This is a genomic window from Inhella sp., assembly GCF_041912635.1.
In the GTDB taxonomy this organism is placed as follows: domain Bacteria; phylum Pseudomonadota; class Gammaproteobacteria; order Burkholderiales; family Burkholderiaceae_C; genus Inhella.
In genome coordinates, this window is record NZ_JAYRMO010000012.1 from 98,178 (window position 1) to 119,017 (window position 20,840).

General features: G+C 69.3%; 19 protein-coding genes. 10 read left to right on the plus strand and 9 right to left on the minus strand.

The genetic code is table 11. The annotated features are described in order from the left end of the window. Nucleotides 1-2: 2 nt before the first annotated feature. Genes ACE3QP_RS09220 through ACE3QP_RS09230 form a run of 3 tightly spaced genes read right to left on the minus strand, consistent with a single transcriptional unit; the run spans nt 3 to nt 2,358 of the window. The gene (locus ACE3QP_RS09220) at nt 3-1,370 is read right to left on the minus strand and encodes a sensor histidine kinase (protein WP_374435431.1); all 1,368 of its coding nucleotides are present in this window, start codon (nt 1,368-1,370) and stop codon (nt 3-5) included. Next, entirely contained in the window at nt 1,367-2,023 is a 657-nt protein-coding gene (locus ACE3QP_RS09225; RefSeq protein WP_374435433.1) for a response regulator transcription factor, read from the minus strand. Before ACE3QP_RS09225 ends, ACE3QP_RS09220 begins: the two co-directional genes overlap by 4 nt. Before the next feature lie 2 nt (nt 2,024-2,025). After that, nucleotides 2,026-2,358, minus strand: coding sequence for a PepSY domain-containing protein (locus ACE3QP_RS09230; protein WP_374435435.1), 333 nt, complete (start codon nt 2,356-2,358; stop codon nt 2,026-2,028). A 104-nt stretch (nt 2,359-2,462) separates the two neighbouring features. Here ACE3QP_RS09230 and ACE3QP_RS09235 point away from each other — a divergent pair, with 104 nt between their 5' ends. After that, nucleotides 2,463-3,167 carry a cytochrome b/b6 domain-containing protein gene (locus ACE3QP_RS09235; RefSeq protein WP_374435436.1) on the plus strand — a complete coding sequence of 235 codons (705 nt, stop codon included), beginning with the start codon at nt 2,463-2,465 and terminating at the stop codon, nt 3,165-3,167. Between the two features lie 67 nt (nt 3,168-3,234). Here ACE3QP_RS09235 and ACE3QP_RS09240 read toward each other — a convergent pair whose 3' ends face one another. The 6 genes from ACE3QP_RS09240 to ACE3QP_RS09265 form a co-directional block, all read right to left on the minus strand. Then, nucleotides 3,235-4,296: an ABC transporter ATP-binding protein gene (locus ACE3QP_RS09240; protein ID WP_374435438.1), complete on the minus strand. Its 1,062-nt coding sequence runs from the start codon at nt 4,294-4,296 to the stop codon at nt 3,235-3,237. A 1-nt stretch (nt 4,297) separates the two neighbouring features. Then, nucleotides 4,298-5,143 carry a carbohydrate ABC transporter permease gene (locus tag ACE3QP_RS09245; RefSeq protein WP_374435440.1) on the minus strand — a complete coding sequence of 282 codons (846 nt, stop codon included), beginning with the start codon at nt 5,141-5,143 and terminating at the stop codon, nt 4,298-4,300. After that, nucleotides 5,140-6,018 (minus strand): carbohydrate ABC transporter permease, encoded by an 879-nt coding sequence (locus ACE3QP_RS09250; protein WP_374435441.1) that lies wholly within the window; start codon nt 6,016-6,018, stop codon nt 5,140-5,142. Before ACE3QP_RS09250 ends, ACE3QP_RS09245 begins: the two co-directional genes overlap by 4 nt. Before the next feature lie 283 nt (nt 6,019-6,301). After that, a complete protein-coding gene (locus tag ACE3QP_RS09255) occupies nt 6,302-7,540 on the minus strand; it encodes an ABC transporter substrate-binding protein (RefSeq protein ID WP_374435444.1) in 1,239 nt (412 codons plus the stop codon). A gap of 20 nt (nt 7,541-7,560) precedes the next feature. Continuing rightward, on the minus strand, nt 7,561-8,718 hold the full coding sequence (locus ACE3QP_RS09260) for a carbohydrate porin (RefSeq protein ID WP_374435446.1): 1,158 nt from the start codon (nt 8,716-8,718) through the stop codon (nt 7,561-7,563). 133 nt (nt 8,719-8,851) lie between these two features. Beyond that, a complete protein-coding gene (locus ACE3QP_RS09265) occupies nt 8,852-9,901 on the minus strand; it encodes a LacI family DNA-binding transcriptional regulator (RefSeq protein WP_374435448.1) in 1,050 nt (349 codons plus the stop codon). Nucleotides 9,902-10,019: 118 nt separating this feature from the next. On the opposite strand from ACE3QP_RS09265, the gene ACE3QP_RS09270 reads away from it, so the two are divergent. From ACE3QP_RS09270 to ACE3QP_RS09310, 9 genes are all read left to right on the plus strand, one after another. Beyond that, nucleotides 10,020-11,759, plus strand: coding sequence for an IlvD/Edd family dehydratase (locus ACE3QP_RS09270; protein ID WP_374435449.1), 1,740 nt, complete (start codon nt 10,020-10,022; stop codon nt 11,757-11,759). Between the two features lie 41 nt (nt 11,760-11,800). Continuing rightward, nucleotides 11,801-14,101 (plus strand): TonB-dependent receptor, encoded by a 2,301-nt coding sequence (locus ACE3QP_RS09275; RefSeq protein ID WP_374435451.1) that lies wholly within the window; start codon nt 11,801-11,803, stop codon nt 14,099-14,101. Further along, nucleotides 14,101-14,895 carry an HpcH/HpaI aldolase/citrate lyase family protein gene (locus ACE3QP_RS09280; protein WP_374435453.1) on the plus strand — a complete coding sequence of 265 codons (795 nt, stop codon included), beginning with the start codon at nt 14,101-14,103 and terminating at the stop codon, nt 14,893-14,895. The genes ACE3QP_RS09275 and ACE3QP_RS09280 overlap by 1 nt, the downstream gene beginning before the upstream one ends. A 7-nt stretch (nt 14,896-14,902) precedes the next feature. Further along, nucleotides 14,903-15,979 (plus strand): ABC transporter ATP-binding protein, encoded by a 1,077-nt coding sequence (locus tag ACE3QP_RS09285; protein WP_374435455.1) that lies wholly within the window; start codon nt 14,903-14,905, stop codon nt 15,977-15,979. Then, nucleotides 15,976-17,223 carry an ABC transporter substrate-binding protein gene (locus ACE3QP_RS09290; RefSeq protein WP_374435457.1) on the plus strand — a complete coding sequence of 416 codons (1,248 nt, stop codon included), beginning with the start codon at nt 15,976-15,978 and terminating at the stop codon, nt 17,221-17,223. The genes ACE3QP_RS09285 and ACE3QP_RS09290 overlap by 4 nt, the downstream gene beginning before the upstream one ends. A gap of 11 nt (nt 17,224-17,234) precedes the next feature. Next, nucleotides 17,235-18,149: a carbohydrate ABC transporter permease gene (locus ACE3QP_RS09295; protein ID WP_374435459.1), complete on the plus strand. Its 915-nt coding sequence runs from the start codon at nt 17,235-17,237 to the stop codon at nt 18,147-18,149. A 2-nt stretch (nt 18,150-18,151) separates the two neighbouring features. Then, complete coding sequence (locus ACE3QP_RS09300; RefSeq protein WP_374435461.1) at nt 18,152-18,997, plus strand: carbohydrate ABC transporter permease; 846 nt, start codon at nt 18,152-18,154, stop codon at nt 18,995-18,997. After that, the gene (locus ACE3QP_RS09305) at nt 18,994-20,115 is read left to right on the plus strand and encodes a Gfo/Idh/MocA family protein (protein ID WP_374435463.1); all 1,122 of its coding nucleotides are present in this window, start codon (nt 18,994-18,996) and stop codon (nt 20,113-20,115) included. Before ACE3QP_RS09300 ends, ACE3QP_RS09305 begins: the two co-directional genes overlap by 4 nt. Next, on the plus strand, nt 20,109-20,840 hold a 732-nt coding region (locus ACE3QP_RS09310; protein WP_374435465.1), incomplete at its 3' end, for an aldose 1-epimerase. The genes ACE3QP_RS09305 and ACE3QP_RS09310, both read left to right, overlap by 7 nt.

Sequence of the window (20,840 nt, forward strand, 5' to 3'; positions counted from 1 at the left end):
GTTCAGACATGCGGTGGCACATGCGCCGGCAGCTCCAGTTCCGCGCACAGGCCGCCCAGTTCGGCCTCGCCCAGGCGCAGGCGGCCGCCGTAGAGCTCGGCCAGCTCGGCCACGATGGCCAGGCCCAAGCCGCTGCCGGGCAGGCTTTCGTCCAGGCGGCCGCCGCGCGCCAGCGCCTGCTCGCGGCGTTCAGGCGGGATGCCGGGGCCATCGTCTTCCACCTTCAGCAGCAGGCGCTCGCCCTGTTGCGCGCCGCTCAGGCGCACCCTCATGCGGGCCCAGTGGCAGGCGTTGTCCAGCAAGTTGCCCAGCATCTCCTGCAGGTCCTGCGCCTCGCCGGCGAAGGCGAGGTCCGGCAGGCCACTGGCGTCGAACTGCAGGCCGCATTCGGCATGCACGCGCGCCAGCACGCGCAGCAGGCCGGCCGCTGCCGGGGCGATGGGCGTGTGCAGGCCCGGCTGCGTCTGGGCCGCCGCAGCACGGGCGCGCGCCAGATGCCAATCCACCTGGCGGCGCGCCTGGCGCACCTGTTCGGTCACCAGCAGGGCCAGCGCGGCCTCGCCGGGGCCGGCCTGTTCGGCGGCCTGCTGCAGCACGGCCAGCGGGGTCTTCAGCGCGTGGGCCAGGTTGCCGGCCTGCGTGCGCGCGCGCGCCAGGCCCTCGGCTTGTTGGCTGAGCACCTGGTTGAAGCCCTGCACCAGGGGCTGCAGCTCGCTGGGGTACTGGCCCTCGATGCGCTGGGCCTGGCCCGCGCGCAGCGCTGCCAGCGCGGCCTGCAGGCGGCGCAGCGGCGCCAGGCCGATGCCCACCTGCGCCCAGGCCGCCAGCGCCAGCAGGCCCAGCAGGGCCGCCAGGGCCAGGGCCAGCGTGGTGTTGAAGCGGCGCAGCGTGGCGTCCATTTCGCGGCGCTCCGCCGCCACCAGCACGCGCCAGGGGCCCGAGCCCTCGAAGCGCACGCTGCGCTCCACCAGCAGCAGGGCCGCGCCGTTCGGGCCGACGATCTCGTGAACATGCACCTCGCCATCGGCCAGGGCATCGGGCGGGGCCTGCAGCTGGGCGTCCCACAGCGAGCGGGCGCGCAGCAGGCCGGGCGCGGCCGGGCCATCGATCTGCCAGTACAGGCCCGAGTAAGGCCGCATCCAGCGCGGGTCGCTCAAGGCCTTGGAGTCCAGCTGCACGCCCGCTGCGCCGCCAGGTTCCAGGCGCGCCGTCACCTGGTCCAGCTGGCTCACCAGGGTGCTGGCGAACTGGCGCGTCACGGTGTCGCGGAACAGCCCGGCCAGCAGCACGCCAGCGCCGGACACGATCAGCACGGCGGCCAGCGCCGTCAGCCCCAGCAGGCGCCAGCGCAGCGAGGCCGCCGCCCTCATGCCGCCAGCCGGTAGCCGAGCCCGCGCACCGTCTCCAGCGCCACGCCGGGCAGTTTGCGGCGCAGGCGGCCCACGAAGACCTCAATGGTGTTGGAGTCGCGCTCGAAGTCCTGCGCGTACAGGTGCTCGGTCAGCTCGGTGCGCGACACCACTTGGCCGGGCCGGTGCATCAGGTAGGCCAGCAGACGGTACTCGTGCGCGGTCAGGTTCACCGTGGCGCCGTCCAGGCTCACGCGCCCGCTGCGCGTGTCCAGGCTCAGCGCCCCGCAGTGCAGCAGCGGCGATGCCAGGCCTTGCGCGCGGCGGATCAGCGCGCGCAGCCGTGCCAGCAGCTCTTCGGTGTGGAAGGGCTTGGCCAGGTAGTCGTCGGCACCGGCGTCAATGCCGGCGACCTTCTCGTGCCAGCTGTCGCGCGCGGTCAGGATCAGCACCGGCAGCGTGCGCCCCGCAGCGCGCCAGCGCTGCAGCACGCTCAGGCCATCCAGCCCGGGCAGGCCCAGGTCCAGCACCACGGCGTCATAGGGTTCGGTCTGACCCAGGTGCAGGGCGTCCGGGCCCGTGGCGGCCTCGTCGACCGCGTAGCCGGCCTCCAGCAGGGTGCGGCGCAGCGGCTCGCGCAACTGGGTGTCGTCTTCAACAAGCAGCACGCGCATGGTCAGTCTGGTGCCGAGGCCGGTGCGCTGCGCACGCGCTGCTTCAGCACCGTGCCGCTCTTGGCATCGACCTCCAGCTTCAGCAGCCGGCCACCCGCCTGCAGCAGCTTGATCTCGTAGATCCAGCGGCCATCGTCGCGTTCCAACTCGATCTCCAGCACCTGGCCCGGGTGGCTGCGCTGCAGGCGCTCCAGCAGCTGCGGCAGCGGCAGCACCTCACCGGCCAGCACCGCGGCGCGCACACGCTCAGCCTCGCCGCGCTCGCCCGCCGCAGCCCAGCCGCCCAGCAGCACCAAGCCGAGGGCGAAGCAGAAGGAGCGGGCGCGGGCTTTCATGCCGCCGATTGTGAGCAGCTTGTCTGAACCGGAGATGAACGCGTGCTTCAGCTTCGCTTCAAGCCCCGCTGCAAAGAATGGCCGCCATGCTTCAAGGAGCCGCCATGAACCCGACCCGCCGCGTCACCGACGCCCCCACCCGCGTCTTCCACGCCCTGCTCGCCCTCGGCTTTGGCCTGGCCTGGCTGACCGGCGATGCCGACGACTGGCGCGCCCTGCACGTGGCACTGGGCTACGGCATCGCCGGACTGCTCACGGCCTGGCTGCTCTACCAGTTCTTCGGCCCGCGCCCGGCCCGCTGGGCGATGCTGCTGCGCCGCGTCAGCGGCGGCCCGGCCTGGCTGCGCGAGGCCCTGCAAGCCGGCGCCAGCCCCCGACCGGGCTTCTGGCGCCAGGGCCAGAACCTGCTGCTCGCCGCCCTGCCCCTGACCCTGCTGCTGGGCCTGCCCCTGCTGCTGCTCAGCGGCCTGTTCACTTACCAGGAATGGTTCGGCCTGGAAGAGGCGATGGAGGAGGTGCACGAGTTCTTCGCCAACAGCCTGGGCCTGATTGCCCTGGCCCACCCGGCCCTGCTGCTGCTGAGCAGCTGGCTGCGCGGCCAGAACCTGCTGCGGCCGATGGGCAGCGGCAAGCTGCCGGGGGCGGGGCCGGACTTGGTGCGTAGCGACCGACGGGCAGTGGCGGCGCTGCTGGCCTTGGGCTTGGTGGCGGGGACGGGGTGGGTGTGGACGCAGGAGCGCGGGGCGGTGGCGGCTGTGGAGCATGGGCACCGTGGAGAGCGGGGGCACCATGACGATGACGACGACTGACTGGGCACGCCCTCGCCATTGAGTCCGCCGGGGCTCCCACGCGAAGCCCCACACGGCGCAGAGTCGCTCAAGCCACCCTGCGCTGCGTCCCCGCATCAAACAGATGCACCGCCTCCGGCACCCAGCGCAGGTGCACCGCATCCCCCACCCGCTCGCGCACCTCGCCGGGCACGCGCGCCGTCAGCCGGCCCACGGGGGTGTCGGCACACAAATAGGTCTCCGGCCCCGTGGGCTCGATCATGTGAACGCGCCCCGGCAGCCCCTCCCCCGCCAGCTGCAGCGCCTCCGGCCGCAGGCCATACAAGCACTCAGCACCGGCCCCTGCAAGCGCTGCACCTTGCTCGGCGTTCAAGGCCAGCTCGAGCCCATGCGCCGCCAGCCCCGCCCCCTGCCGCTGCGCCGCAATCCAATTGATCTGCGGCGAGCCGATGAACTCGGCCACGAAGACGGTGGCCGGCCGCGTGTAGATCTCGTGCGGGGTGCCGAACTGCTGCACCTGGCCGTCCTTCATCACGGCAATGCGGTCCCCCAGGGTCATGGCCTCGACCTGGTCGTGCGTCACGTACACCGTGGTGGTGCGGGTGCGCTGGTGCAGCAGCTTGATCTCGGCGCGCATTTCCACGCGCAGCTTGGCATCGAGGTTGGAGAGCGGCTCGTCGAACAGAAAGAGCTGCGGCGCGCGCGCGAGCGCCCGGCCCATCGCCACGCGCTGGCGCTGGCCGCCGCTCAGCTGCGCGGGGCGGCGTTCCAGCAGGTGCTCGATCTGCAGCATGGCCGCCACCTTCTTCACGGTGGCCTCGCGCTCGGGCTTGGGCACCTTGCGCATCTCCAGGCCGAAGGCGATGTTCTGCGCCACGTTCATGTTGGGGTAGAGCGCATAGCTCTGGAACACCATGGCGATGTCGCGGTCCTTGCTGGGCAGCGCGGTGATGTCGCGCTCGCCCAGCAGGATGCGACCGCTGGTGGGTTGTTCGAGCCCGGCGATCATCGACAACAGGGTGCTCTTGCCGCAGCCCGAGGGGCCGACCAGGATCAGGAACTCGCCGGGCTCGATGGCGATGTCGATGCCCTTGAGGATTTCGGTCTGGTGGAAGGTCTTGCGGATGCCTTCGATCTTGAGTGCTTGCATGTCAGCCTTTCACGGCGCCGGCGGTGAGGCCGCGCACAAAGTACTTGCCGGCCAGGACATACACCGCGAGCGTGGGCAGCGCCGCGATCAGCGCGCCGGCCATGTCCACGTTGTATTCCTTGACGCTGCTGCTGGTGTTGGCCAGGTTGTTCAGGCCCACGGTGATGGGCTTGTTGTCGAAACCGCTGAACACCGCGCCGTAGAGGAAGTCGTTCCAGATGGCGGTGAACTGCCAGATCACCGTCACCACCGCAATCGGGCCCGAGAGCGGCAGCAGCACGCGCCAGAAGAAGGTCCAGAAGCCCGCGCCATCCAGCTGCGCGGCCTTCAGCAGTTCGCCCGGCACGCCCAGGTAGTAGTTGCGGAAGAACAGGGTGGTGCTGGGCAGGCCGGCCAGCACATGCACCAGCACCAGGCCGCCCAGGTGGTCGGCCAGGCCGAACCAGCCCAGCACCTGGCTCATGGGCAGCAGCACCACCTGCATGGGCATGAACACGCCGAACAGCAGCAGCGCGAACAGCAGCTCGCTGCCACGGAAGCGCCACTGCGTCAGCACATAGCCGTTCAGTGCGCCCAGTGCCGTGGAAATGGCCACCGCCGGCACCACCATGGCCACGGAGTTCCAGAAATAGGGCTTCAGGCCGCCGCATTGCATGCCGGTGCAGGCCGTGCCCCAGGCCTTGGCCCAGGCGCCGAAGTCCAGCGTCTGCGGCAGGCTCAAGAGGCCGCCGGCGCGCACCTCGTCCATGCTCTTGAACGCAGTGGCCAGCATCACATAGAGCGGCAGCAGGAAGAACAGGGCCAGCAGCAGCAGCGCGCCCCAGAGGATCAAGCGATGCGGCTTCATGCCTTCTTGCTCCGCAGTTCCGAATACAAATAGGGCACGACGATGGCCGCCAGCGTGGCCAGCATCATGGTGGCGCTGGCCGCACCCAGGCCGATCTGGCCGCGCGTGAAGGCCATCGTGTACATGAAGGTGGCCGGCAGGTCGGTGGCATAGCCGGGGCCGCCCGCGGTGAGCGCCATCACCAGGTCAAAGCTCTTGATGGCCAGGTGCGCCACGATCATCAGCGTGGAGAAGAACACCGGGCGCAGGCTGGGGATGAGGATGCGCCAGTAGATGCGCGGCAGGCTGGCGCCATCGACCTGCGCGGCCTTCAAGATGGAGTCGTCGATGGAGCGCAGGCCGGCCAGGAAGAGCGCCATCACGAAGCCGCTGCTCTGCCAGATCGCCGCGATGACGACGCAGTAGATCGCCATCTCGGGGTCGATCAGCCAGCTGAACTGGGCGGATTCGAAACCCCAGTCGTGCAGCAGCTTCTCCAGGCCCAGGCCGGGGTTGAGGATCCACTTCCAGGCCGTGCCGGTGACGATGAAGCTGAGCGCCATCGGGTACAGGAAGACCGTGCGCAGCGCCCCTTCCGCGCGCACCTTCTGGTCCAGCAGCACCGCCATCAAGAGGCCCAGGGCCATGGCGCCGCCGATGAAGAGCCCGCCGAACACGGCCAGGTTGCGCAGCGCCAGCCACCAGCGCTCGTTGCCCCACAGGGCCTGGTAGTGCACCAGGCCGGCCCACTCGTAATTGGGCAGCAGGCGGCTGGCCGAGAAGCTGAGGTAGCCATTCCAGGCCATCAGGCCGTAGATGAAGGCCAGGCCCAGCGCGAATGAAGGTGCGAGCACCAGCTTGGGCAGCCAGGGTGTGCGCGCGAGGGGTGTGTTCATAGCCGCAACCAAAAAAGGGCCCCGCCCTGCCCTGTGGGCAGGGCGGGAATCCCAAACCGGCGGGAGTGCCACCGGCATGCAGACAGGGGCGGTGGGCGCCCCGAGGGTGAAGAGCTTGCCCGCCAATAAGCGGGGTCGGCGCGGCGGTCGCTTTGGGCGCCGGGCGGCGTTGCAAATCCTCGCAATGCCTCCGGGCATTGCTGCGGTGTTGCGCCTTGCCCGGCATCCCAAATCGGCTCGCCAGCCTCCGCCCGCCTATTGACGGACAAACTCTTGGCCCGGCTTACTGGGTCTTGGCGGCGGCAGCGATGCGCTGCTTGGCCTGCGCCACGGTCATGGTGTCGTTGTTCCAGAACTGGCTGACGACGTCCTTGATCGCACCTTCGGCCGCCGAGGGCACGGCCATGCCGTGGGCGATCGAGGGCACCAGGCTGCCGGCCTTGGCGGTGGCCAGGAAGTCCTGGTTGCTCAGGCGCGCGCAGTCGTCGAACTTGTCCATCTTCAGGTCGGTGCGCACCGGAATGGAGCCCTTGTTCAGGTTGAACAGCTCCTGGAAGGCGGGCGACATGACGGCGGAGGCGAAGTCGCGCTGCGCGGCCTGGGCGTCGGCCTTCTTCAGCTTGAAGAGGGCGAAGCTATCCACATTGAAGGTGAAGGCCTTGGCGGTGCCGGGGGCGGCCACGCAGACGAAGTCCTTGCCCGGCGCCTTGCCGGCGGCGATGAACTCACCCTTGGCCCAGTCGCCCATCAGCTGCATGCCGGCCTCGCCCTTGATGACCATGGCGGTGGCCAGGTTCCAGTCGCGGCCGGGGGCGTTCTTGTCGGTGTAGGCCTTCACGCGGCGGAAGGTCTCCAACACCTTGTCCATGGTGGCGCTGTTGATGGCTGCGGCATCCAGCTGCACCAGGGCCTTCTTGTAGAAGTCCGCGCCGCCCACGCCCAGGGCCACCGATTCGAAGGTGGTGAAGTCCTGCCAGTTCTGGCCGCCATGGGCGAGCGGAATGACGCCGGCCTTCTTCAGCGCCTCGGCGGCGGTGAAGAACTCGTCCCAGCTGCTGGGCGGCTTGACGCCGGCCTTCTTCAGCACCTCGGCATTCGCCCAGAGCCAGTTGACGCGGTGCACGTTCACCGGCGCGGCCACGTACTGGCCCTGGTACTTCATGACGTCGCTGACGACCTTGGGCAGCACACCGTCCCAGTTCTCGGCCTTGGCCACGGCGTCCATGTTCGCCAGCAGGCCCTCGCGCGCCCATTCCTGGATGCTGGGGCCCTTGATCTGGGCCGCCGCCGGGGCATTGCCCGAGACCACGCGGCTCTTCAGCACCGTCATGGCCGAATCGCCACCGCCACCGGCCACGGCGAAGTCCTTCCAGCTGTGGCCCTTCGCCTGCAGGCTGGCCTTGAGCCCTTGGGCGGCCTTGGCTTCGCCGCCGGCGGTCCACCAGTGCAGCACTTCCACTTCGCCGGCTTGCGCGGCGCCGAACATCAGGCCCAGGGCGAGCGCGATCACTTGCTTGTTCATCTTGGTCTCCATGAGCTTGTTCAGAACCACCACTCGACCTGGGCACCAGCGCTGGTGCCGGAGGTCTTGTTGGCGAAGGCGGCGTTGCCGGTCACGTTACCTGCGGCCTTGTTCCAGCGCGCATGCGTCACGTACAGGCGCAGCTCGGGGCGGGACCAGAAGCTGTTGTCGATCGACAGCGCCGGCCCCACGGTCAGCTTGCTCAGGCGTGCGGTGCTGCCGCCCTCGGGCTTGTATTGCGAGACGCCCAGCTCGGTCAGGAACTTGAGGTTGCGGCTCATGCCCACGCTCACGCGCCCGCCCAGCGAGGCCGAGGTGGTGTCCTTGCCCGACTTGTCGCTTTCCTTGGCCAGCAGCAGGTGCAGCTGCCCGCCCACCGCGCCGCTCTGGCCGTTCAGGGCGTTCACCAGGCGCCAGCCCTTGGCCTGGCTGCCGGCCGTCAGGTCGCCGAAGTTGCTGTTCACGGCGGCCGAGCCCTGGGCGTACTGCAGCCACAGGGTGTTGGACAGGCCGGTGCCGAAGAGCTTCTTCTGATCGTGCCGCAGCGACAGGCCGGCCCCGGTGGTGCCGCCCTGGAAGTCGCCCTTGGTGAGGGTGGCGAAGACGTTCAGCGCGGCATCCTGGTTGGCCGGCAGGTTCAGCCACTCAAAGTTGATACGGTGGCCGGGCTTCTGTGGCTGGTCGTCGTTCTTGTAATAGGCCACGCCAAAGCGGCCGCCCAGGTTCTTGACGCCAAAGCCCACGCCTTTCATCTCGACGATCTGGGTGTCGGTGATGTGCACATCGCCGCGGCGGCCGCGCTCCTTGCCGACCCAGAAGGTGGCCTCGGGCGCCAGGTCGATGCCCTTGACCTCGGCCCAGAGTTGCTCGATGGCCAGGCCCTTGCCGTCGGTGTCGGTGTTACCTGTGTAGTGGTTGGTCATCAGGCTGACCTTGTACTCAAGGCCGTCCTTCTTGAAGGCCTGGTCGAGCTGGAACTCGCCGTACAGATCGCATTCATTGCCCAGGCGGTACTTCATGCCGGAGCTGCCGCCGTTCAGGCCGTAACAGGCGCGGTTGGCGTTGTTGCTGGTCAGGCCCGGGCCGGCGCGGAAGTAGCCGGTCCAGTCCAGGGCCTGGGCCGCGCCGCTGGCGAGCAGCAGCAAAGCCAGGGGCGCAAGCTTGCGCGTGGGGTTCATGGGGTCTCCTCGGTCCTTGTTGTGCTGCTGACAACGGGTTCCGGGGCCCGCATTCAGCAATCGTTCAGCTTTGCTAGCGGAGCGGATGTTAAGGAGGCGTTAAAGAAACGCGATGGGTGTTTTCCTTAATGCTTCATGAATGGCGCGGCGTGCTGCCGCGCGCCACCAGCTCGCAGGCCAGCGCCTGCCCCTCGGGTGGGCCGCCGCTCTGCAGGGCGGCCAGCAGGCTGCGCGCGGCGCTGCGGCCGATCTCGGCATTGGGCGTGTGCACGGTGGAGAGCATGGGCCGCACCTGGCGGCTGATGGGGAAGTCGCCAAAGCCCAGCAGGGCCGGGCCGCTGCTGGGGGAACTGCCCAGGGCTTGCAGGTCCACCCAGGCGCCGGCGGCGAGCAGGTCGTTGGCAAAGGCCACGGCGCTGGGCGCGGGCTGGCGCGCCAGCAGCTGCTGCAGCGCCCAGCGGCCGGAGTCGAAGCTGTCGCCAGGCGGGGCCTGCACTTCGTCCAGCCGGGCGCCGGCCTGGGCGGCGGCGGCGGCAAAGCCGGCGTGGCGCTCCCGGGCGCGGTAGTCCTCGGCCACCGGGTTGTCCACATAGCCAAGGTGGCGGTGGCCCAGCTCCAGCAGGTGGCGCGCCATGCGCATGCCGATCTCGCGGTGGTCGAAGCCGATGCGCGCAGGGGCCCCGGGCTCGTTCGGCGCGTCGGGGCGGTCCCAGATCTCCACCACCGGCGTGCCCTGCTCGCGCAGGCCGTTCAGCAGTTGTTCAGCGGCGGCGGAATGGCGGCGGCCGGTGAGCACCAGGGCGCTGGGCGACCAGGCCATCAGCGCGCGCAGCTGGCGCTCCTCGCGCTCCAGCGAGTAGTTGGTTGGCATCAGCATCAGCTCGTAGCCGCTGTCCATCAGGCCCTCGCTCAGGCCCTGGATGGTCTCGGCAAAGATCGAGTAGCCGAGGTTGGGCACCAGCGCCGCCACCACGCGCGAGCGCCCGCTGGCCAGCTGGCCGGCCTGGGCATTGGGCACGTAGCCCACTTCGTCCACCGCGGCGCGCACGCGGGCGGCGGTTTCGGGGGCCAGCTTGTCCGGGCTGTGGAAAAAGCGCGACACGGTAATCCGCGTCACGCCAGCAGCCTGCGCCACGTCGTCCAGCGTGGGGCGGCCATGGCCGCGGCGGGGTCTGCGACTCACGGCCAAAGCGGGCGCCAGCCCGTTACTAAGGGTTTCCTTGAATGGCTCAAAACCTCTCCTGCATCGAATGATGTTAGCGGTAACACAGCACTTTTGAGTGCGAAAGCGCCTGCAGACCATGACAAGCAAAGCCCTCGCCGATTTGCGCAGCCGTCGCTGGTTCGACGCCACCGACATGCGTGGCTTTGCGCACCGCCAGCGTATCCAGCAAATGGGCCTGCGCCGGGAGGACGTGCTGGAGCGCCCGATCGTCGCGATCATCAACACCTGGAGCGACCTCTCGCCCTGCCATGCGCATCTGCGCGAGCGGGCCGAGAGCATCAAGCGCGGCGTGCTGATGGCCGGTGGCATGCCCTTCGAGCTGCCCGCGCTCAGTCTGGGTGAGGTGATGGTCAAGCCCACCACCATGCTGTACCGCAACTTCCTGGCCATGGAGGTGGAGGAGTTGCTGCGCTCTCTGCCGGTGGATGGGGTGGTGCTGCTGGCCGGCTGCGACAAGACCACGCCGGGCACGCTGATGGGCGCCATCAGCACCGATCTGCCCACCCTCTTCTGCCCGGCCGGCGGCATGCTGAGCGACCGCTACCTCAAGCAGGGCGAGCCGGCCCGCGTGGTGGGCGCCGGCACCCACACGCGCATGTTCTGGGACGAATACCAGGCCGGCGCCATCTGCGACAACGAGTGGGTCAATCTGGAAGCCAAGATGACCCGCTCGCCCGGCACCTGCAATGTGATGGGCACGGCCAGCACCATGGTCTCGATGGTCGAGGCCCTGGGCCTGGCCTTGCCCGGCGCCACCGCCATCCCGGCGATGGATTCGGCCCATGTGCGCATGGCCACCGCCTGCGGCGAGCGCATCGTGCAGATGATCTGGGAAGACCTCAAGCCCTCGCGCCTGCTGACCCGCGGCTCCTTCCTGAACGCCGTGGCGGCGCAGATGGCGCTGGGCGGCTCCACCAATGCCGCGGTGCATGTGATGGCGCTGGCGCGCCGCGCCGGGGTCGAGCTGAACCTGGACGACCTGGACGCCATGGCCCGGCGCGTGCCGGTGCTGGCCAACCTCTTCCCCAGTGGAGACCGGCTGATGGAGGACTTCCACTACGCCGGTGGCCTGCCCGCGCTCTTGAACCGCATCCGCGCGCACCTCAGCCTGGATGAGTTGACGGTGACCGGCCAGCGCCTGGGCGAGACGATTGCCGGCCGCGAGAGCCTGGACGACGAAGTGATCCGCCCGCTCGATCGGCCCGTAAGCGAGGCCGGCGCCCTGGCCGTGCTGCGCGGCAACCTGGCCCCCGAAGGCGCGGTGATGAAGACCAGCGCCGCCAGCCCGCGCTACTTCCACCACATTGGCAAGGCCCTGGTGTTCGACAACCCCGCCGAGATGATGGCGCGCTGCGCCGACCCCGAGCTGGACTGCGACGAGAACACCGTGATGGTGCTGCGCAACGCCGGCCCGGTGGGTGCGCCCGGCATGCCCGAGTGGGGCGGCCTGCCCATCCCCAAGAAGCTGCTGGAACGCGGCGTGCGCGACCTGGTGCGGCTTTCCGACGCGCGCATGAGCGGCACCCACTACGGCAGCTGCGTGCTGCACATCTCGCCCGAAAGCGCAGTGGGCGGGCCGCTGGCCCTGGTGCAGACGGGCGACCTGATCGAGCTGAACCTGCCCGAGCGCCGCCTGCAGTTGCGCGTGGACGACGCCGAACTGGCGCGTCGCCGTGCCGCCTGGAAAGCCCCCGTTTCGCCCTACCGGCGCGGCTACATCCGGCTCTACCAAGAGCATGTGACGCAGGCTCACGAGGGCTGCGATTTCGATTTCCTGCACGACGCGCTTCCGACCCCCGAGCCGACCATCTTCTGATGGCTGCGACCCCTCTTCCAAACACCCCGCCGGAGACCACCATGCCCTTCACCCCCCGCACCCCTGCCTTTCGCCTGAGCCTGCTGGCCTTGGCGGCTTCCACCGCATTCAGCGCCCAGGCCCAGAGTGCCGAAGCCGCCAAGGAAGAGGCCAAGGACCCGACCAAGCTGGAGGCCGTGGTCGTCACCGCCACCAAGCGCATCCAGCCGCTGCAGAAGACGCCGCTGGCGGTCTCGGTGATCGGCGGCGGCGTGCTGGAGGAGATGAACCTCAACAACCTCTCCACCATCACCGCCCAGCTGCCCACGGTGAACTACCGCAGCAACGCCTCGAACAAGGATTCAGCGCTGTTCATCCGCGGCGTGGGCACCATCTCCACCTCGCCGGGCGTGGAGCCCACGGTGTCGATGGTGCTGGACGGCGTCGTCACCGCCCGCCCCGGCCAGGCCACGCTGGATTTGGTGGAGGTGGACCGCATCGAGATCCTGCGCGGCCCGCAGGGCACGCTGTTCGGCAAGAACTCCTCGGCCGGTGTGATCAACATCGTCACCCGCCCCGCGGCCAAGGGCAAGGGCGGCTACCTGGACCTGTCGGCCTTCCAGGGCGGTGAGCACCGCATCCGCGCCGGCGTGTTCGGAGGCACGAGCGAGCTGCGCGGCTCGCTGTCGCTGATGTCGGCCAAGTTCGACGGCAACGTCACCAATGTGGCCGATGGCAGCAAGGTCAACGGCTACGACCGCGACGGCGTGCGCGGCCGCGTCGAGTTCCAGCCCATGAGCGAGCTCAAAGTCACGCTGATCGCCGACTACACGCGCTCCAAGGACACCACCCCCACCGGCGTGCCTTACGGCACCAATGTGGCGACTTACCCCACCAATGCGGTGACGGCCAACCCGCTCTACGCCGCGGCCGTGGCGCCGGTGATCCCCTCGCCCACCAACCGCCAGATCAACAGCGAGATGCTGACGCGCGTGACGGACACCAACCAGGGTCTCTCGGCCCAGGTGGACTACACCCTGCCCAGCATCACGCTGACCTCCATCACCGCCCACCGCGGCTGGGAGAACCACCAGTTCCAGGACCAGGACCGCCTGCCCAAGCCCTACCGCTCGCTGCCCCAGCAGGCCGATGAAGGCACGCTGGACTTCAGCCAGTTCACGCAGGAGCTGCGCGTGGCCAGCAATGGCAAGCAGACCTTTGACTACGTCGCCGGCCTGTTCTATTTCGACGGCAAGAACGACGAGGTGTACCGCCGCGACGTGACCGCCTGCAACGCCAGCACCGCCACCCCCCTGCCCTCCGGGCTGGTCCCCTGCACGGCGGCTTCCACCGTCGTCGGCAACGGCGTGGCCACCTACGGCGTGCGCAGCAAGAGCAAGGCCGTGTTCGGCGAGGGCACCTTGAACATCAGCCCCGAGCTGCGCTCGATCTTCGGCCTGCGCTACACGCAGGACGAGCTCTCGTACTACCACGGCCGCGTGGCCAGCGCGGCCGGCCTGCCGGGCGTGGGCGCCACGCGCGCCACCGTGAACGGCTCCACCGATGTCGACGCGGTCTCCGGCCGCATCGGCCCGCAGTACGACATCACGCCGGACATGATGGCCTACGCCACCTACTCGCGCGGCTACAAGGGCCCGGCCTACAACGTGTTCTTCAACATGTCGCCCACGCAGGAAAACGTGCTCGCGCCCGAGAAGAGCAAATCGGTCGAGGTCGGCCTGAAGAGCGAGCTGCTGGACCGCCGCCTGCGCGTCAACCTGGCGGCCTTTGACACCGAATACAACGGCTACCAGGCCAATGTGCCCGACCTCGTCAACGGCACCATCGTCACGCGCCTCATCAATGCCGGTGAAGTCAGCACCAAGGGCATCGAGATGGACCTGACCGCCCGCCCCACCGCCGGACTGAACGTGAGCTTCAACGTCGCCAACATCAAGGCGCGCGTCAAGAACTTCAACTGCCCGCCCGGCGCGGCCTCCAGCTGCAACATCAATGGCAAGCCGCTGCCCTTCTCGCCCGACTGGAAGGCCAGCCTGCGCCTGAAGTACACCCAGTCCATCACCGACAGCCTGAGCCTGGACTACGGCTTTGACGCCACCTGGCAGACCAAGGTGCAGTTCGACCTGCAGCAGCAGCCCAATTCCTTCCAGCCCGAGTACACGATTTACAACGCCCGCGTGGCGCTGCAGAGCACCGATGGCTGGAGTGTGGCGCTGATCGGCCGCAACCTGGGCGACAAGTCCTACGCCACCCTGGTGCAGAACTCCGGCACCAACATCAACCGCTACGTGCCGCGCGACGACAGCCGCTACTTCGGCGTCAACCTGCGCTACGACTTCTGATGCGCAACGCCTTTCGCGAGCTGCTGGCGGCCCGCGCCACCCACTGCCCGCTGGGCAGTTGGGTGATGTCGGCCAGCCCCATCGTGGCCGAGGCCATGGGCCGCGCCGGTTTCGACTGGGGCGTGCTGGACATGGAGCACAGCCCGCTGGACCTGCTGGGCCTTGCGCAGCTGCTGCAGGCCGTGGGCTGCACGCCCATGGCCCCGCTGGTGCGGGTGCCCTGGAACGAGACCGTGCTGATGAAGCGCGTGCTCGATGCCGGGGCCACCAGCCTGCTGGTGCCCTTTGTGCAGAACGCCGACGAGGCCCGCGCCGCCGTGGCCGCCACCCGCTACCCGCCCGAGGGCGTGCGCGGCATGGCGGGCATGAGCCGCGCTTCGGCCTTCGGCACCACACCGAACTACCTGAAGCAGGCCAACCAGGGCATCTGCGTGGTGCTGCAGCTCGAAACCCCGCAGGCCGTGGCGCAGCTGGATGCGATTGCTGCGGTGCCGGGCGTGGATGCGCTGTTCCTCGGCCCGGCGGATCTTTCGGCCGCCATGGGCCATGTGGGCGAGCTGACGCACCCAGAGGTGTTTGCGCTGATGCAGCAGGCTGCCCAGCGCTGCCGGCAGCTGGGCAAGCCGGTGGGCACCGTGGGCGGCAACCCCGCGGCGGTGCAGCGCTACCGCGAAGCCGGCTTTGATTTCGTGGCTCTGGCCTCGGACCTGGGGCTGCTGATGCAGTCCGCCCAGGCCGGCCTGGCCGCCTTGCGCCAGAACGGCGCGGCCCCTGCCGCTTCCAGCGGTTATTGAGAGACCCATGGCCGCCATCGAACTGCGCCAGGTGCGCAAGAGCTACGACGGGCGCGTGCCCATCATTCACGGCATTGACTTGGAAGTCCGCCAGGGCGAGTTCGTCGTCTTCGTCGGCCCCTCGGGCTGCGGCAAGAGCACCCTGCTGCGCATGATCGCGGGGCTCGAAACCATCAGCGGCGGCGAGATCCTGATCGACGGCGAGGTGGTGAACGAGCGCCCGCCGCGCGCCCGCGACATCGCCATGGTGTTCCAGGACTACGCGCTCTACCCGCACAAGACCCTGTTCGAGAACATGGCCTTCGGCCTGCGCCTGCGCAAGACGCCCGAGGCCGAGGTGCAGCGCCGCGTGGGCGAGGTGGCCGCGCTGCTGCGCATCGAGCACATGCTGCAGAGGAAGCCGCGCGAACTCTCCGGCGGCCAGCGCCAACGCGTGGCCATCGGCCGCGCCATCGTGCGCCAGCCCAAGGTGTTTTTGTTTGACGAGCCGCTCTCCAACCTTGACGCCCAGCTGCGCAACGAGATGCGCGCCGAGATCAAGCGCCTGCACCAGCGCCTGGGGGCCACCATCGTCTATGTGACGCACGACCAGACCGAGGCCATGACCCTGGCCGACCGCATCTGCGTGCTGCAGGGCGGGCACAAGATGCAGTTCGACACGCCCGAGGCCGTCTACAACCGCCCCGCGGCGCAGTTCGTGGCCGGCTTCACCGGCGCCCCGCCCATGAACCTGCTGCGCTGCACGCTGCAGGACGGCCAGGCCGAGCTGGGCCATGGCGTGCGCCTGGCGCTGCCCGCGCACTTGAAGGGCCATAGCGGCACCCAGGTGCTGGGCGTGCGGCCTGAGAACCTGACCCTGCAACCGCGCCCCGATGCCGACCTGCAGCTGCAGGGCACGCTCTCGCTCGTCGAACCCCTGGGCGCCGAGACCTTGCTCACCGTGCAGGTGGGCGAGCACGAGCTGGTGGCGCGCGTGGGCGCGGACTTCCACGGCCAGAGCGGCCAGGCGCTGACCCTGCACCTGGCCGGCGCCCAGCTGCACCTGTTCGACGCCAACGACGGCCGCGCGCTGCGTTCCGCATGAAACGCCTGCTCGCCTTCCTGCTGGCCCTGAGCCTGAGCCTGGGCGCGCTGGCCGAAGTGCGCCTGCGCGTCTTCGTGGGCGGAAGCAACCAGCGGCCGGACCTGATGCGCGCGCTGTTCGACCAGTACCTGGCCGACAAGCCCGGGCTGAAGATCGACATCGAAACCGGCGGCGCCACTTCGGATCTGCAGCGCCAGTACCTCAGCACCGTGCTGAACGCACGCGACGACGCGCTCGACGCCTTCCTGATCGACATCGTCAACCCCGCGCAGTACTTCCAGGCCGGCTGGCTGGAGCCGCTGGACGCGCACCTCGGCCCCGCCGAACAACTGTTGGCGCCCTACCTGGCCGTGTACCGCGAGGCCAATGTGGTGCAAGGCCGGGTGGCCGCGCTGCCGGCCTTTGCCGATGCGCTCTTCATGTACTACCGCCGCGACCTGCTGGAGAAGTACGGCCTGCAGCAGCCGCGCACCTGGGACGAACTGGGCCGTGTGGCCCGGCAGATCCAGCAGGCCGAAGCCAACCCCAAGTTGCAGGGCCTGAGCCTGCAGGGCGCACCGGTGGAAGGCGCGGTCTGCACCTTCCTGCTGCCCTACTGGAGCCAGGGCAAGGCGGTGCAGGACGCCCAAGGCCGCTCGGTGTTCGACGCCACGGCCGCCGCGCGCGGCCTGCAGCAGTGGGTGACGCTGATGGACCAGGGCGTCATCAAGCGCAACGTCGCTGAGGTCAAGACCCCCGACACCGTCAATGAATTCAAGGCCGGCAAGGTGCTGTTCGCGCTGAACTGGAGCTGGGCCTGGGACCGCTTCGAGCAGGACGCCGACAGCCAGGTGCGCGGCAAGGTGGGCGTGATGCCCCTGCCGGCGATGACCGGGGGCCAGAGCGCCACCTGCACCGGTGGCTGGCAGTGGGCGGTGAGCGCCTTCAGCCGCCACAAGGCCGAGGCCGCGCGCCTGGTGCAGTTCCTCAGCACGCCCGAGGCCAGCCGCTTCCTGGCCGTGCGCGGCGCGCTGCTGCCCACCTACGCCGAGCTCTACACCCACCCCGAGGTGGTGGCCCAGGTGCCCTGGTTTGCCGATGCCGCGGCCGTGGTGCGCCACGCCCGCAGCCGCCCGGTGACGGCCCGCTACGGCGAGGTCAGCGATGCGCTGCGCAGCGCCACCAATGCGGTGCTGGCGCGTTCGCGCAAGCCGGCGGACGCGGCGGCCGATGTCGAATCCCGCCTCAAACGGGTGATGCGATGAAGGGCGAGGCGATGAAGGACGCCCCGAACAAGTGGCAACCCAGCTGGCGCGAGCGCCTGCTGGACCCGAGCGACCGCACCCTGGCCGTGCTGCTGCTGGCGCCCGCGTTCGCGCTGCTGGCGCTGATCGTGGCCTACCCCATCCTGCGGCTGATCTGGAACAGCGGCTTCGAGCTGCGGCTCTCGGGCGGCAGCGTGGCGCGCTTCGTGGGCCTGCAGAACTACGCCGACCTGCTGCAGGACCGCGAGTTCTGGAGCGCGCTGGGCAACACCCTGCTCATCACCGCCATCACCGTGCCCGGCGCGCTGGTGGTGGGCATGGGTCTGGCGCTGCTGGCCAACCTGCCCTTCAAGCGCCGCTGGCCGGTGCGCCTGGCGCTGCTGCTGCCCTGGGCGCTGCCGCTGTCCTTCGTGGGCCTGATCTTTGCCTGGTTCTTCCACACCGATTACGGCATCGTCAACGACCTGCTGGTGCGGCTGGGCATGCAGGAGCCGCCGATGTGGCTGCTGGACCGCGGCCTCGGGCTGGCGGCCATCTGCATCGCCATCATCTGGAAGACCAGCAGCTTCATGGCGCTGATCCTGCTGGCCGGGCTGCAGATGATTCCGCGCTCGCTCTATGAAGCGGCCGAGGTGGACGGCGCCAGCCGCTGGCAGCAGTTCTGGCAGATCACCGTGCCCATGCTGATGCCCTCCATCGTGGTGGCGCTGATCTTCCGCACCATCACCGCGCTGCAGACCTTCGACATCCCCTTCACGATGACGCGCGGCGGCCCCGGCCACACCACCGAGACCCTGGCCATGCTGATCCACAAGACCACCATCGACTACCTGGACGTGGGCTACGGCTCCACCCAGGCGGTGGCGATGTTCCTGATCTCGCTGTGCGTCACCGCGGTGTACCTGCGCCGCATCGGAAAAGAGTGACCATGACTGGGAACGCCCTCGACCGCTGGTTCGAATCCCCCGCGCTGCGCCGGCTGGCGGCCGCCATCGTCGTCATCAATGGCTTCTTCCCGGCACTGTGGGTGCTGCTGACCTCGCTCAAGTCTGAGGCCGAGCTGGTGCAGCAGCCCATCAGCTACCTGCCGCAAGCGCCCTCGCTGGCCAATTACGCCCGCGCGTTTGCCGACCAGCCGCTGCTCAGCTACCTGGGCAACAGCTTCATCGTGGCCGGCCTGGCCACGCTGGGTTCGCTGCTGGTGGCCACCGGCGCGGCCTACGCCATTGCGCGCCTGAACCTGCGCCACCGCCAGCTGGTGCTTACCGCCATCGTGGCCAGCAGCATGTTTCCGCTGGTCACGCTGCTGGTGCCGATCTTCGAAACCATGCGTGTGCTGGGCCTGTTGAATACCTACACCGCGCTGGTGCTGCCCTATGTGGTGCTGAACCTGCCGGTGTGCACCCTGGTGCTGGTGAGCTTTTTCCAGAGCATTCCGCGCGACCTGGAAAACGCCGCGCTGATCGACGGCTGTACCCGCATCGGTGCGCTGGTCAAGGTGGTGCTGCCGCTGGCGGCACCGGGCCTCTTCACGGCCGGCATCCTGGCCTTCGTGAACGCCTGGGACGAGTTCTTGCTCGCGCTGTCGCTGAATGCCAGCGCGAGCATGCGCACGGTGCCGGTGGGCATCACGCTGTACCAGGGGGAGTTCGCCTTCCCCTGGCCCATCATCTCGGCGGCCTTGGTGGTCGCCATCGTGCCGGTGGCCGTGTTGATCGCGCTGTTCCAGGAACGCGTGGTCGGCGGGCTGACCCAAGGAGGTTTGAAAGGATGAGCCAGCAACTGATTCGCTACGGCATCGTGGGCTGCGGCAGCATGGGCCGCGAGCACATCGAGAACATCTGCGCACTGGGCAACGCCCGCGTCACCGCGCTGGCCGACCCGCATGCCCCCAGCCTGCAGGCCGCACTGGCCCAGCTGGATGCACCCGTGCCGACGTTCGAGACCGCGCAGGCCCTGGTCGAGGCCGATCTGTGTGACGCCGTGGTCATCGCCACGCCCAACTTCACCCACATCGACATGATGCGCGCCGTGCTGGCTAAAGCGGACCTGCACATCCTGATCGAGAAGCCCCTCGTCACCCGCGTGGAAGACGGCCTGGAGATGCTGCGCTTGGCGCAAGGGCGCTCTGGGCTCGTCTGGGTGGCGCAGGAGTACCGCTACATGCCGCCGGTGGCGGAGATGATCCGCATGACCCATGCCGGCGAGGTGGGCACGGTGCACCAGGTGGCCATCCGCGAGCACCGCGAACCGTTCTACCCCAAGGTGGGCGACTGGAACCGCTTCACCGCCAACACCGGCGGCACCCTGGTGGAGAAGTGCTGCCACTACTTCAACCTGATGGACCTGATCCTGAAGGAACAACCGCTGCGCGTGTTCGCCTCCGGCGCCCAGCGCGTCAACCACCTGGACGAAGACTACGGCGGCCGCCGCCCGGACATCCTGGACAGCGCCTACGTCGTCGTCGAGTACCCGAGTGGCGCGCGCGCGCTCTTGGACCTGTGCATGTTTGCCGAGGGCTCGATGGACAACGAGCACATCGTGGTGGTGGGCGACGAGGGCAAGCTCGAATCCCTGCTGCCTTCGCTGCAGCTGCGCCACAGCCGCCGCGCCGACTGGGGCCGCCGCGCCGCCTGGGGCCAGCCCTCGGGCACCGGCCGCGGCGTGGCCGTGCGGCGCGTGTGGGACACGAATATCCGCTACCCCGGCCAGCACTTTGGCGCCTCCTTCATCGAGCACCAGCAGTTCGCCCGTGCCGTGCGCGAAGGTCTGCCGCCCGAGATCCCGCTGGAAGAGGGCCTGCGCAGCGTCATCACCGGCCTGGCCGCGCACCGCTCGATCGAAACCGGCCTGCCCGTGCAGCTCAGCGAGCTGCTGCCGCCCGGATGGTGATCACCGAAACGACGCCCGCCCTGGCGCTGCAATGCGGCGCCCTGCGCGCCGAATTGCGGCCGGACCTGGGAGCCAGCCTGGCCGGCCTGTGGTGGAACGACGAACCCCTGCTGCGCAGCACCGCGGCTGAAGCGCTCCAAGGGCCGCGCCAATCCGCCGGCTTTGCGATGCTGCCCTACTCGAACCGCATCGGTCACTGCCAGTTCGACTGGCAGGGCCGGCGCCACCGCACGCGGCCGAACTTTGGCGAGCACCCGCATTCCCTGCACGGCGTGGGCTGGCAGCGCGCCTGGGAGGTCGTCGGCCGCCACCCCCAGCGCGCCGAGCTGCGCCTGCGCCACGCGCCGGATGCCGACTGGCCCTTCGCCTTCGAGGCCATCCAGCGCTTCACCCTGCTGGGCGATGCGCTGCGCTGGGAGATCAGCCTGCGCAACACCGACACGCGCGTGCAGCCCGCCGGCCTGGGCTGGCACCCCTACTTCCTGCACCGCCCCGGCAGCCGGCTGCGCACGCAGGTGGCGGGCCGCTGGGAGGCCGGCGCCGATGCGCTGCCGCGCAGCCGCGTGGCGCAGGGGCCGCTGGATGCCGCGGTGGCCGACCTGGCGCTCGATCACTGCTTCGATGGCTGGTCTGGGGAGGCCTGGGTGGAGGACGCCAGCCACCGCCTGCACCTCACCGCCAGCACCTGGCAGCTGGTGGTCTTCACCCCGACCGGCGCGCCGCAT

What these genes read in the sequence shown, in the direction of transcription:
- ACE3QP_RS09220 (WP_374435431.1), bottom strand. Translation starts at nt 1,370, where the DNA reads ATGAGGGCGGCGGCCTCGCTGCGCTGGCGCCTGCTGGGGCTGACGGCG.
- ACE3QP_RS09225 (WP_374435433.1), bottom strand. Translation starts at nt 2,023, where the DNA reads ATGCGCGTGCTGCTTGTTGAAGACGACACCCAGTTGCGCGAGCCGCTG.
- ACE3QP_RS09230 (WP_374435435.1), bottom strand. Translation starts at nt 2,358, where the DNA reads ATGAAAGCCCGCGCCCGCTCCTTCTGCTTCGCCCTCGGCTTGGTGCTG.
- ACE3QP_RS09235 (WP_374435436.1), top strand. Translation starts at nt 2,463, where the DNA reads ATGAACCCGACCCGCCGCGTCACCGACGCCCCCACCCGCGTCTTCCAC.
- ACE3QP_RS09240 (WP_374435438.1), bottom strand. Translation starts at nt 4,296, where the DNA reads ATGCAAGCACTCAAGATCGAAGGCATCCGCAAGACCTTCCACCAGACC.
- ACE3QP_RS09245 (WP_374435440.1), bottom strand. Translation starts at nt 5,143, where the DNA reads ATGAAGCCGCATCGCTTGATCCTCTGGGGCGCGCTGCTGCTGCTGGCC.
- ACE3QP_RS09250 (WP_374435441.1), bottom strand. Translation starts at nt 6,018, where the DNA reads ATGAACACACCCCTCGCGCGCACACCCTGGCTGCCCAAGCTGGTGCTC.
- ACE3QP_RS09255 (WP_374435444.1), bottom strand. Translation starts at nt 7,540, where the DNA reads ATGAACAAGCAAGTGATCGCGCTCGCCCTGGGCCTGATGTTCGGCGCC.
- ACE3QP_RS09260 (WP_374435446.1), bottom strand. Translation starts at nt 8,718, where the DNA reads ATGAACCCCACGCGCAAGCTTGCGCCCCTGGCTTTGCTGCTGCTCGCC.
- ACE3QP_RS09270 (WP_374435449.1), top strand. Translation starts at nt 10,020, where the DNA reads ATGACAAGCAAAGCCCTCGCCGATTTGCGCAGCCGTCGCTGGTTCGAC.
- ACE3QP_RS09275 (WP_374435451.1), top strand. Translation starts at nt 11,801, where the DNA reads ATGCCCTTCACCCCCCGCACCCCTGCCTTTCGCCTGAGCCTGCTGGCC.
- ACE3QP_RS09280 (WP_374435453.1), top strand. Translation starts at nt 14,101, where the DNA reads ATGCGCAACGCCTTTCGCGAGCTGCTGGCGGCCCGCGCCACCCACTGC.
- ACE3QP_RS09285 (WP_374435455.1), top strand. Translation starts at nt 14,903, where the DNA reads ATGGCCGCCATCGAACTGCGCCAGGTGCGCAAGAGCTACGACGGGCGC.
- ACE3QP_RS09290 (WP_374435457.1), top strand. Translation starts at nt 15,976, where the DNA reads ATGAAACGCCTGCTCGCCTTCCTGCTGGCCCTGAGCCTGAGCCTGGGC.
- ACE3QP_RS09295 (WP_374435459.1), top strand. Translation starts at nt 17,235, where the DNA reads ATGAAGGACGCCCCGAACAAGTGGCAACCCAGCTGGCGCGAGCGCCTG.
- ACE3QP_RS09300 (WP_374435461.1), top strand. Translation starts at nt 18,152, where the DNA reads ATGACTGGGAACGCCCTCGACCGCTGGTTCGAATCCCCCGCGCTGCGC.
- ACE3QP_RS09305 (WP_374435463.1), top strand. Translation starts at nt 18,994, where the DNA reads ATGAGCCAGCAACTGATTCGCTACGGCATCGTGGGCTGCGGCAGCATG.